The following is a 10,893-nucleotide window of genomic DNA, read 5'->3' on the forward strand; positions in this document are numbered from 1 at the left end:
GGCGGCGGGCCGCCGGTGGAGCCGTGCGGGGCGGGCTCAGATGAGGCCCAGCTCCTGGACCGCGTCGCGCTCCTCGGTCAGCTCCTTGACCGAGGCGTCGATGCGGGCGCGCGAGAAGTCGGAGATCTCCAGGCCCTGGACGATCTCGAACCTGCCGTCCTTGGTGGTGACCGGGAAGGAGGAGATCAGGCCCTCCGGAACGCCGTAGGAGCCGTCGGAGACGACACCCATGGAGGTCCAGTCGCCCTCGGCGGTGCCGTTGACCCAGGTGTGCACGTGGTCGATGGCGGCGTTGGCGGCCGAGGCGGCCGAGGAGGCGCCACGGGCCTCGATGATGGCGGCGCCGCGCTTGGCGACGGTCGGGATGAAGTCGTTCTCCAGCCAGGCCAGGTCGCTGCCGACGGCCTCGAAGGCCGGCTTGCCGGCGATCTCGGCCTGGAAGACGTCCGGGTACTGGGTCGCGGAGTGGTTGCCCCAGATGGTGACGCGCTTGATGTCCGAGACCAGGGCGCCGGTCTTGGCGGACAGCTGGCCGACGGCGCGGTTGTGGTCCAGGCGGGTCATCGCGGTGAAGCGCTCGGCCGGGACGTCCGGGGCGTTGCGCTGGGCGATCAGGGCGTTGGTGTTGGCCGGGTTGCCGACGACCAGGACCTTGATGTCGTCCGCGGCGTGGTCGTTGATGGCCTTGCCCTGCGGGCCGAAGATGCCGCCGTTGGCCTGCAGCAGGTCGCCGCGCTCCATGCCCGCGGTGCGCGGACGGGCGCCGACCAGCAGCGCGACGTTGGCGCCGTCGAAGGCCTCGTTCGGGTTGTCCGTGATGGTGATGTCGCGCAGCAGCGGGAAGGCGCAGTCGACGAGCTCCATGGCGGTGCCCTCGGCGGCCTTGAGGCCCTGCGGGATCTCCAGGAGGCGCAGGTTCACCGGCACGTCGGCGCCGAGCAGGTGGCCCGAGGCGATGCGGAAGAGCAGCGCGTAGCCGATCTGGCCGGCCGCGCCGGTGATGGTGACGTTGACGGGGGTGCGGGTCATTTCTACCTTCTCCAGCAAATCGCCAGGCGCCCCAGGCACACCGGCACTGGAGCCAGGATGATCTCTCTCGACGTCGAGAGACCGGCGTCAGGTTATCGCAAAGGGAAGCGTACGCCTGGTGTCCCGGCGTGGCTGATGCGTCACAGAAGAAAGGCGGCCCCCGCCCGGGCCCTGGATTTCCATGGCGTCGGGCGGGGGCCGTCACGGGCCGCGGATCAGTGCCGGGGCCGGCCCATCAGCTGGCCGATGTTGTCGAGCAACGGGATCTGCACCCACGGGTTCGGCTGCGCCACCAGGGTCAGCAGCACGATCGAGAGGCCCAGGAAGCTCAGCACGATCACGTCGGTGAAGCGGCTGCGCACCGCCAGCATCCCGACCTCGGGCAGCACCAGCCGCAGCACCGCGCCGAGCAGCACGCCGCCGCCGAGGATCAGCAGCCCGTACTTGAAGCCGTCCTTGAAGTCGGCGAACCAGGTGACCGCGAGGCCGGCGCCGACGACCAGCAGGACGAGCGTGATCGGCCACTGCCGGACCGGCAGGGCGTGATCGCGTCCGAGGGCCGCGGCCGAGCCCTCGGGCGGCAGGGTGCCGGTGGTCTTGACCGGCCTGCGGCGGGACCGGGCCGATCGCGGTTCAGTCATGCTCGCCGTCCCTGGGGTGTCAGATGCCGGCGCGGCGCTCGGCCGCCTCGACGATGTTGTTGAGCAGCATCGCGCGGGTCATCGGGCCCACGCCGCCGGGGTTCGGGGAGATCCAGCCGGCCACCTCGGCCACCCCCGGGTGCACGTCGCCGACGATCTTGCCCTCGCTGCGGCTGACGCCCACGTCCAGCACCGCCGCGCCCGGCTTGACGTCCTCCGGCTTGACCAGGTGCGGCACGCCGGCGGCGGCCACGATGATGTCGGCCTTGCGCAGGTGGGCGCCGAGGTCCCGGGTGCCGGTGTGGCACAGGGTGACGGTGGCGTTCTCGCTGCGACGGGTCAGCAGCAGGCCGATCGAACGGCCGACGGTGATGCCGCGGCCGACCACGACCACCTCGGCGCCGTTGATCTCGACGTCGTGGCGGCGCAGCAGCTCGACGATGCCGAGCGGGGTGCACGGCAGCGGGCCGTCGATGCCCAGGGCGAGCCGGCCGAGCGAGGTCGGGTGCAGGCCGTCGGCGTCCTTGTCCGGGTCCATCAGCTCCAGGACCGGGTTCTGGTCCAGGCCCTTGGGCAGCGGCAGCTGGACGATGTAGCCGGTGCAGGTCGGGTCGGCGTTGAGCTCGCGGACGACGTTCTCCACGTCCTCCTGGGTGGCGGTGGCGGGCAGCTCGCGCTGGATCGAGGCGATGCCGACCTCGGCGCAGTCCTTGTGCTTCCCGTTCACGTACCAGCGGCTGCCCGGGTCGTCGCCGACCAGGACGGTGCCGAGGCCGGGCGTGACGCCCTTCGCCTTGAGGGCCGCCACGCGGGCGGCGAGTTCGGACTTGATCGCGGCGGCGGTGGCCTTGCCATCGAGAATCTGGGCAGTCATGACCCCATTCTCCCGGATCGCCGGGGGTCTCCGTACCGAGGGCGTCCGACCGCTCGGGCCGCGGTTCCGGGGGTGGCCGGGCCGGGGAACGGGCGCCCGGCCGGGCGGGGGAACAGCCGGGGGAACCGGCGGGTGAACGGACGGGTACGAAGGTCCACCGCACATTGCGGTTGCGCCACAGTCTCGGCGCGGCACGCGGAACCGGCTGGACAGGGCGCCGTCGTCCGGATGACGATAAGCGCATTCCCGCCGCGAACCGGCCCGGTGACGGGCCGACGGACCCGCGGTGGGGCGTACCCGGGGGAAAGAGCCAGTGAGCCGACCAGAGCAGAGCCAGCAGTCCGACCGCGGGGGCACCGTCCCGCCCGCACCGCACCCGTCGGCTGCCTCGCGCCCCTGACGCTCACCACGCTGCCGAGCCGCGGCGCCCGTCACCGCCGCCGGGCTGTCACCCCGCTCGGCTAACGTCCCCTTCGGCCGGTGACCCTTGTCACCGGTCGGCACCGGGCCGTCAGCGTCCCGTCCCCGCGTCCCCGTAACTGCCCGGAGGCATCCATGAGTTACCCGCCCGACCCGAACAACCCGTACGGCCAGCCGCAGGCCGCCCCGGGCTACGGCTACCCGCAGCAGGCCCCGCCGCCGCAGGCCGCCCCGGGCTACGGCTACCCGCAGGCCGCCCCGGCCTACGGCTACGCGCCGATGGCCCCGCCGTCCATGCCGGGCCTGGTGACCACCGCCCGCGTGCTGCTGTTCATAGTCGGCGGCGTGCAGACGCTGCTCGCGATCCTCTACATGGTCATCGGGGCGGTCGCCAAGGACGCCACCAACGCCACCCGGGCCGCGAGCGAGGACAACCCGTTCACCGCGCTGGGCGACGCCGCCGCCGGCGTCCTGATCGTCGTCGCCGTGCTGTTCGGCCTGTTCGCCGCGCTCTCCATCACGCTCGGCGCGAAGTTCGGCAAGGGCGGCAACGCCGTCCGGGTCACCACCATCGTGTACGGCTCGCTCGGCGCCCTGATCGGCCTGCTGATCCTGCTGGGCGCCATCACCGGCGGCACCGCGGTCGGCCTGGTCATGGCCCTGCTCTGGCTGGCGATCAGCATCATCTGGATCACCGCCATGTGCGTCCAGGACGGCGTCAACTGGTTCAACCGGCCGCGGTACTGACCGGCCCGCAGGACCACGCCGGAGCGGCCCGGCTCCCTCCTCGGAGGGGGCCGGGCCGCTCTGTCGTTCCGTCACGCCGTCACGCCGGCGGCGGGATCAGTGGAAGAAGTGCCGCGCGCCGGTGAAGTACATGGTCACGCCGGCCTCGGCGGCCGCCGCGACGACCTCCTCGTCACGGATCGAGCCACCGGGCTGGACGATCGCCTTGACGCCGGCCGCGATCAGGATCGCCGGACCGTCCGCGAACGGGAAGAAGGCGTCCGAGGCCGCGTAGGCGCCCTTGGCGCGCTCGCCGGCCCGCTCGACCGCGAGCTTGCAGGAGTCCACCCGGTTGACCTGGCCCATGCCGACGCCGACCGAGGCGCCGTCCTTGGCCAGCAGGATCGCGTTGGACTTGACGGCCCGGCAGGCCCGCCAGGCGAAGGCCAGCTCGGCCAGCTCGGCCGCGGTCAGCGCCTCGCCGGTGGCGAGGGTCCAGTTCGCCGGGTCGTCGCCCTCGGCGTGCACCCGGTCGGCGTCCTGGAGCAGCACGCCGCCGGAGACCGGGCGCACCTCCTGGCGGTTGGCCGGGGCCTCGGGGGCGAGCAGCACCCGCAGGTTCTTCTTGCGGGTGAGCACCTCCAGGGCGCCCTCCTCGTAGCCGGGGGCCACGACGACCTCGGTGAAGATCGGGGCGATCTGCTCGGCCAGCGCCACGGTGACCGGGCGGTTGACGGCGATCACGCCGCCGTACGCGGAGACCGGGTCGCACTCGTGGGCCTTGCGGTGCGCCTCGGCGACGTCGGCGCCGGTCGCGATGCCGCACGGGTTGGCGTGCTTGATGATCGCGACGGCCGGCTCGGCGTGGTCGTAGGCGGCGCGGCGGGCGGCGTCGGTGTCGACGTAGTTGTTGTACGACATCTCCTTGCCGTGCAGCTGCTGCGCGCCGGCCAGGCCGCCGGTGCCGTCGCTGTAGAGCGCGGCGCCCTGGTGCGGGTTCTCGCCGTAGCGCAGCACGTTCTGGCGCTCCCAGGTGGCGCCGAGGAACTCGGGGAAGCGCTCGTCGCTGGGCGCGTAGCCGGCCTCGAACCAGGAGGCGACGGCCACGTCGTAGGCGGCGGTGTGGGCGAACGCGGCACCGGCCAGGCGCTTGCGGGTGGCCAGGTCGAAGCCGCCCTCCTGGGCGGCCTTCAGCACGTCGCCGTAGCGGGCCGGGTCGACCACCACGGCCACCGAGGGGTGGTTCTTGGCGGCGGCGCGCACCATGCTCGGGCCGCCGATGTCGATCTGCTCGACGCACTCGTCCGGGGTGGCGCCGGAGGCGACGGTGGCCTTGAACGGGTAGAGGTTCACCACGACCAGGTCGAAGGGCTCGACGCCGAGCTCGGCCAGCTGGGCGCGGTGCGACTCCAGCCGCAGGTCGGCCAGCACGCCGGCGTGCACGCGGGGGTGCAGCGTCTTCACGCGCCCGTCCAGGCACTCCGGGAAGCCGGTCAGCTCGGAGACCTCGGTCACCGGGACGCCGGCGGCGGCGATCCGGCCGGCGGTGGAGCCGGTGGAGACGATGGCGACCCCGGCGGCGTGCAGGCCCTGGGCCAGCTCCTCCAGACCGGTCTTGTCGTACACGCTGATCAGCGCGCGACGGATCGGACGAACGTTCTCCGAAACGGGCGTGGTGGTGGAGCTGGCACTCATGCCGGAATCCATACCTTTCGGTCCTCGATGCGGTGACCCTCGCGGGCCAGCCGGCCCACGATGTCGACGAGCAGCTTGCGCTCGACAGTCTTGATGCGCTCGTGCAGCGCTTCGCCGCCATCGGCGTGGTCGGCGTCGACGACCTCGACGACGCCCTGCGCGATGATCGGCCCGGTGTCCACGCCGGAGTCGACCAGGTGGACGGTGCAGCCGGTGACCTTCACCCCGTACGCGAGCGCGTCGGTGACGCCGTGGGCGCCGGGGAAGGCGGGCAGCAGTGCGGGGTGGGTGTTGACGATCCGCCCGGTGAAGGCGGCGATGAACTCGGGGCCGAGGATCTTCATGAAACCGGCCGTGACCACCAGGTCCGGCTGGTACTCGGCGACGGAGGCGGTCAGCGCGCGGTCCCAGGCGGCCCGGTCCGGGTGGTCCTTCACCCGGTGGACGAAGGTCGGCAGGCCCGCCTTCTCCGCCCGCTCCAGACCGGCGATCCCGTCCCGGTCCGCACCGACGGCGAGGATCTCGGCGCCGTACGCCGGATCGGCGGCGGCCTCGATCAGCGCCTGCAGGTTGGTGCCGGAGCCGGAGACCAGCACGACCAGGCGGGCCGGTCCGGGCGTACGGGGCGGGAAGTGCTGGGCGGGGGCGGCGGCCACTGCGCGTTTCTCCGTAGGTCGGGCGCCGTCCGCTGGTACGTCCACCGGCGGTGGGGCCACTACGAACGGCAGGTCGAGCGAGGGGGAACTCCGGGGAAACCCGCCGCGACGCGGGCCCGGGGGAACCTCTGTGGGCTGCTGACCGTCACCACGATAACGGCTGGTCGGACGGCCTCCGCACCCTCCCGGCGGCGCTACGCGCGTAGTTGAGACGGGGATCTCCTCCGGCCCGCCGCACCGGAGTTGCCCCGGCCCGCACCGGCCCACCGTCGGGCCGGGGGCGGCCCGCCGGACGGCCGCGGGACCATCCCGCCGGACGGCCGCCGGATCGGCCTGCGGGATCATTGGGGCGCGGAAGACCGCTCCGACCCGAGAACCTCCGAACGAGCCCCGACCGAGAAGGAATGGCTGAACCCATGAGCAGCGGCGACGACACCGGCGAGCGCAACCCCTTCGCGCCGCCGCCGGCGGATACCCCGGACCAGCCGTGGCAGCCGCGCAGCCCCTGGGCCGGCGGGGGCCAGGACGGCTCCGGCGGGCCGGCAGGCCCCGGCGGCGAGGACGGCGGACGCCCGCAGCTTCCGCCGCCGTGGGGCCCCGGCGGCGACGGCCGCCCCGGCCAGCGGCCGCCGGCCCCGCAGCCGCCCCGGCTCGACCCCGCGGACCCGGCCCACCGCAAGGCCCGCAACGCCGCGCTGGCCGGACCGTTCGCGCTGGTCTGCCTGTTCACGGGGTTCCACTGGATCGCCCTGCTGGCCGGGGCGCTCGGCATCGTCTGGGGCGTCGGCGCGCTGCGGGCCCGGCGGCCCGCCCCGGCCGCCGGCGCGCTCGCCGGGCCGGGCGGCCCGTACCCCGTCGCCCCCGCGTCGAACCCGCTCACCCCGGCCGCGCTCGCCGGGATCCTGACCGGCGCGATGACCATCGTGGTCGCCACCTCGGTGATCGGCCTCGGGTACCACTACCGCGAGTACGTCACCTGCGTCCAGGACTCGCTGACCTCCGTCGGCGCCCAGAACTGCGACCGGTACGCGCCGCAGTGGTACGTGGACTTCACCGGGAACGCCGAGTAGCCGGGCCTCCGGGAGCGGTCGGGTCTCCCGGGCGGCTCATTCGGTCCGGTCCGCGCGGGCGGCCTGATCCGTGCGGACGGCCTGATCCTCAGGGCCGGCCGGGTCCCGGTCCTCGGGGCCCGGTTCGTCGGTGGTCCCGACGCCCGGTCCGGAGAGCCGCAGCACCAGGGCGTACGTACCGGCGCGCAGTTCCAGTGCGCCCCGGCGGGCCTGCCGCACGAGCCGGGCGTACACGCCCCCGCCGTCCGCCGGGCCCAGCGTGCGGTACCGGACCAGCAGCGCGCCCGGGACGGCGACCAGCGCGATCCAGCCCGCCGCCGCCGGGCCCGTCCACGGCACCGGCCCCACCCAGGCCAGCCGCTCCCCCGCCAGCGCCCCGCCGGAGAGCCAGCCCAGCACCGCCGCCCCGGCCCCGACCGACAGCGCCGCCGCCAGCGCGGCCACCGCCGTCGCGGCCGGCGGCCAGGGCTCGGGCCGCTCCCCCGACCCGGCGCCCGGCAGCCGCCGGCCCGCCGCCGCCCGCCCCAGCAGCACCGCCGGTACCACCCCGGCCAGCAGCGGCAGCACCGACACCGCGAGCCGCCAGCCACCCGGCCCGTCCGCCGGCAGCAGGGCGAACAGCGGGAACTCCGGCACCGGGCCCAGCGCCGTACCGACCGGCGACACCACCGTCCCGGCGCCCACCGCGAAGCCCGGACCCAGCGCGTACGCCGCGCCCCACAGCACCGCGTTCGGCAGCAGCACCAGCGCGAGCAGCAGCAGCCCCACCACCGCGACGGGCCCGCTCCCCAGCAGCGCCATCCCGCGCCCGCCGCCGGCCACCGCGTCCAGCACCGCCGAGCACACCACCAGCAGGCCGCCCGCCGCGACCAGCCCGGCCCCGGCCGCCAGCGCCGCGGCCCGGACCACCGGCGCGCCGTCGACCGGGCGGTACGGGGGCGGGAGGAGGTCCAGCGGGGAGTCGGCCGGCACGTCGAGGACGGTCACCGAACGGGCCCCGGCGGCCGTCGCCAGGCCCGCGACCGACGCCACCACCAGGACGTCCAGCAGCACCCGGCTGCGGAACAGCCCGTCGCCCGCGCAGTGCAGCGCCACCCCCACGGCCACCGCGCAGTACCCCGCCCACACCGCCGCCGGGCCGCCCCAGCGCGGGCGCGGCCCGCGCCGCGCCGCCACCCCGGCGGCCGCCCGGTGGAGCCGGACCACGGCCAGGACGCCGAGCAGCAGCGGAGTGACGGTCAGCGGGGCGTCCGTCGGCCCGCGCAGCAGCGGCGCCCCGTGCCCGAGCAGCCAGAGCACCCCCGCCAACCGGGTGACAGCGGCCGCGCCGTCGTCCGCGTACGGCGTCGCGACCCAGAGCCCGAGCACCGGCAGCCCGACCGCCGCCAGGCCGACCAGCGCCGTCCGCACTCCCGCCAACAGGTCGGCCAGCGCGGGGCGTCCGCCCAACACGCCGGGCGGTTCCAGGATCGGACGACCCATCAGCTGCGTCATGGGCCACATGGTGCCAAGGCGACTCGCCATGCTCCGTGAAGCGCCAAACCGCCGCCGTGTCCCAGATTATTGGCTTATGCGCATTTTCAGACCCTGCCCCCAAGCCGCCGGCGCCCCGGCCCGGAGCGTCTGATGACCACGCCACCCACCGCCGACTCCCCCACCCCGGAGCGCCACCGCAAGCCCGACCAAGCCGGGACCGACGCGGGCCGCCTGCTGCGGAAACTGACCCCCCGTGAGGCCCAGACCCTGGCCCACCTCGCGGCCGGCCACGACCTCCCCCGCACCGCCGCCGCCCTCGGGGTCACCCCGAACACCGCCCGCAGCTACCTCCAGCGCGCCCTGCGCAAGCTCGGCACCCGCACCGAGGCGGAGGCCTTCGCCCTGCTGGCGGGCGCGCTGCCGCACCCCCCGGACCCCGGCCCGACCAGGCGCCCGGCGAACCCCGCCGGCCTCGACCCGGCCGCTGCCGGCCCCGGAGCGGGGGTGGGGACGGGGACGGGGGCAGGCGGGGACGCGACCGGGAAGCGGCGCCGCACCCGGAGCGGGAAGCCCGCCCCGGCACCCTCCGGCGGCACCCCGCGGGCCACCGCCGACGAGCGCGCGCGGACGACCCGGCCGACGCGGGGCGTGGAGGGCGGCGCGAGCCCCGGGGCTCCGGCCGAGGATCCGCGCCAGGCCTCCACAAGGGGCGCCACCCCCGGGCGCGCGCAGGGGGCGTGCACGCCCGCGCTCCCGACCGGAGGCGCCGCCACGGACCACGAGCCGACGGCCCCTGCCGACCCCGGCCCACCCGGCGGCGGAAGCGAGTCGGCGCCCCCTGCCGATCCCGATCGGCACGCTGACGCCCCCGACACCGGACAGGGCCGGACGGAGAACTCCCCGTCCGCGAACGGGCACCCGTCCGCAGACCCCGGCCACGCGCCGACGGCCGCCCCGGACGCGGACGGCCGCGGCGGCGCTCCGTACCCGGCCCCGGCCCCGGCCCCGGCCGCGCAGGATGCCGACGGAGCGCGGCCGGCACCCGACCCCGTGGAGCGCGCGTCCGCCGACCCCGGTCAGGCACCGAAGGAGCACGCCACCCCCACCGGGCGCGGCCCCGTCAGCCCCGGCCGGGCGGCGCTGGCCGCCGCCGCGCCCTCGAGCGCGGAGGACGACCTCGACGCGGAGGCCCCGGCGGTCACCTTCGAGGAGCTCTACGAGACCGTCCACACCCGGCTGGTGCAGCAGGTGTTCCTGCTGACCGCCTGCCGGCACCGGGCGGTGCACTGCGTCCGGCGGGCGTTCGGGGAGGCGCGCCGAAGCTGGGGCGCGGTCACCGCTTCGGGGAACCCGGAGGGGTGGGTGCGGGTGCGCGCCTGCGAGCTGGCGCTGTCCCCGTGGCACCGGGGCGGGCCCCGGCGGTCGCACGCCTGGGGGCTGCCGCACCGGCGGATCAGGGTGCGGCCGGCCGACGAGTCGCAGGCGGTGCTGCCGGACCACGACCGGCTGACCGACCGGGACCGGGCGCTGCTGAAGGCGCTGAAGCGGCTGTCCCGTCCCCAGCGCCGGGCGCTGGTGCTGCACGACGGCCTGGGGTTCCCGGCGGCGGCGGTCGCGGTGGAGGTGGAGTCCACCCAGGCGGCGGCCGAGGGGCGGGTGTGGGCGGCGCGGGCGGCGCTGGCGCAGTGGGTGCCGGAGCTGGTCGGGCCGGATCCGGCGGAGCCGGGCTTCGCGGACGGGCTGAGCGGGCTGCTGCACCGGGCGGCGGTGCGCGGCTGCCCGGAGCCGCACCGTGCGCCGGTGGCGGTGCTGCGGGCCCGGCACCGGCTCTGGACGGCGAGCCGGACGGGTGCGGCGGCGCTGCTGACGCTCGCGGTGGGCGGGGCGGTGCTGGCGACCCTGGCGGGGGTGCGCCCGGCGGGGCTGTTCCGGCCGTCCGCCCCACCGACGCCCGCGGCCTGTCTGCCCGCCGCTCCGCCCGCCCCCGGGTCGGAGGCGGCGGACTCGGCGGACGCGGCGAACGCGGCGGGGCCGGGTGTGCCGCTGCTGCCCGACGGGGCACCGAACGGCATCACCAGCATCTGGTGCAGCCCGGCGCCCGGTCTGGAGGCCGTCCTGGTGGATCCGCGGCCGCAGGCGGCCGCGCGCTGGGAGCTGCCGGCGGCGACCCGGGGAGCCGCTCCCCCGCCGCAGGGCCCGGTGGCCTGTCCGCTGTGGTCGCCGCTGCCCTGCACCACGGGGCCGAGGGAGCGCTGAGCGACCGAGGGCGCGCCGGAAACGGCGAGCGCCCCCGCCCGGGGAGGGCG

General features: G+C 76.0%; 9 protein-coding genes. 3 read left to right on the top strand and 6 right to left on the bottom strand.

The window, feature by feature from the left end:
* Positions 1-36: 36 nt before the first annotated feature.
* The 3 genes from ACFU7Z_RS26805 to ACFU7Z_RS26815 form a co-directional block, all read right to left on the bottom strand.
* Entirely contained in the window at positions 37-1,029 is a 993-nt protein-coding gene (locus ACFU7Z_RS26805) for a malate dehydrogenase (RefSeq protein ID WP_074003925.1), read from the bottom strand.
* Between the two features lie 215 nt (positions 1,030-1,244).
* Positions 1,245-1,670, bottom strand: coding sequence for a DUF3017 domain-containing protein (locus ACFU7Z_RS26810; RefSeq protein WP_049654793.1), 426 nt, complete (start codon positions 1,668-1,670; stop codon positions 1,245-1,247).
* A gap of 19 nt (positions 1,671-1,689) precedes the next feature.
* Positions 1,690-2,544 (bottom strand): bifunctional methylenetetrahydrofolate dehydrogenase/methenyltetrahydrofolate cyclohydrolase, encoded by an 855-nt coding sequence (locus ACFU7Z_RS26815; RefSeq protein ID WP_049654792.1) that lies wholly within the window; start codon positions 2,542-2,544, stop codon positions 1,690-1,692.
* A gap of 555 nt (positions 2,545-3,099) precedes the next feature.
* Here ACFU7Z_RS26815 and ACFU7Z_RS26820 point away from each other — a divergent pair.
* Positions 3,100-3,711 (top strand): hypothetical protein, encoded by a 612-nt coding sequence (locus ACFU7Z_RS26820; protein ID WP_049654791.1) that lies wholly within the window; start codon positions 3,100-3,102, stop codon positions 3,709-3,711.
* A 96-nt stretch (positions 3,712-3,807) separates the two neighbouring features.
* Here ACFU7Z_RS26820 and purH read toward each other — a convergent pair whose 3' ends face one another.
* Positions 3,808-5,385, bottom strand: a complete 1,578-nt coding sequence (purH, locus tag ACFU7Z_RS26825) for a bifunctional phosphoribosylaminoimidazolecarboxamide formyltransferase/IMP cyclohydrolase (protein ID WP_074003926.1) — start codon at positions 5,383-5,385, stop codon at positions 3,808-3,810.
* Positions 5,382-6,041, bottom strand: coding sequence for a phosphoribosylglycinamide formyltransferase (gene purN, locus ACFU7Z_RS26830; RefSeq protein ID WP_049654788.1), 660 nt, complete (start codon positions 6,039-6,041; stop codon positions 5,382-5,384). The genes purH and purN overlap by 4 nt, the downstream gene beginning before the upstream one ends.
* A 416-nt stretch (positions 6,042-6,457) precedes the next feature.
* On the opposite strand from purN, the gene ACFU7Z_RS26835 reads away from it, so the two are divergent.
* Positions 6,458-7,111: a hypothetical protein gene (locus tag ACFU7Z_RS26835; RefSeq protein ID WP_074003927.1), complete on the top strand. Its 654-nt coding sequence runs from the start codon at positions 6,458-6,460 to the stop codon at positions 7,109-7,111.
* A 36-nt stretch (positions 7,112-7,147) separates the two neighbouring features.
* On the opposite strand, the gene ACFU7Z_RS26840 is transcribed toward ACFU7Z_RS26835, so the two are convergent.
* The gene (locus ACFU7Z_RS26840; protein WP_380780183.1) at positions 7,148-8,605 is read right to left on the bottom strand and encodes a DUF6350 family protein; all 1,458 of its coding nucleotides are present in this window, start codon (positions 8,603-8,605) and stop codon (positions 7,148-7,150) included.
* 132 nt (positions 8,606-8,737) lie between these two features.
* Here ACFU7Z_RS26840 and ACFU7Z_RS26845 point away from each other — a divergent pair, with 132 nt between their 5' ends.
* Positions 8,738-10,843 (top strand): sigma factor-like helix-turn-helix DNA-binding protein, encoded by a 2,106-nt coding sequence (locus tag ACFU7Z_RS26845; RefSeq protein WP_380780185.1) that lies wholly within the window; start codon positions 8,738-8,740, stop codon positions 10,841-10,843.
* Positions 10,844-10,893 lie beyond the last annotated feature (50 nt).

This window comes from Kitasatospora sp. NPDC057518 (assembly GCF_042802075.1).
Taxonomy (GTDB): Bacteria; Actinomycetota; Actinomycetes; order Streptomycetales; family Streptomycetaceae; genus Kitasatospora.

Coding starts and splice junctions, on each gene's coding strand:
- ACFU7Z_RS26820 (WP_049654791.1), top strand. CDS start 3,100: ATGAGTTACCCGCCCGACCCGAACAACCCGTACGGCCAGCCGCAGGCC.
- ACFU7Z_RS26810 (WP_049654793.1), bottom strand. CDS start 1,670: ATGACTGAACCGCGATCGGCCCGGTCCCGCCGCAGGCCGGTCAAGACC.
- ACFU7Z_RS26815 (WP_049654792.1), bottom strand. CDS start 2,544: ATGACTGCCCAGATTCTCGATGGCAAGGCCACCGCCGCCGCGATCAAG.
- purH (WP_074003926.1), bottom strand. CDS start 5,385: ATGAGTGCCAGCTCCACCACCACGCCCGTTTCGGAGAACGTTCGTCCG.
- ACFU7Z_RS26845 (WP_380780185.1), top strand. CDS start 8,738: ATGACCACGCCACCCACCGCCGACTCCCCCACCCCGGAGCGCCACCGC.
- ACFU7Z_RS26805 (WP_074003925.1), bottom strand. CDS start 1,029: ATGACCCGCACCCCCGTCAACGTCACCATCACCGGCGCGGCCGGCCAG.
- ACFU7Z_RS26840 (WP_380780183.1), bottom strand. CDS start 8,605: ATGACGCAGCTGATGGGTCGTCCGATCCTGGAACCGCCCGGCGTGTTG.
- ACFU7Z_RS26835 (WP_074003927.1), top strand. CDS start 6,458: ATGAGCAGCGGCGACGACACCGGCGAGCGCAACCCCTTCGCGCCGCCG.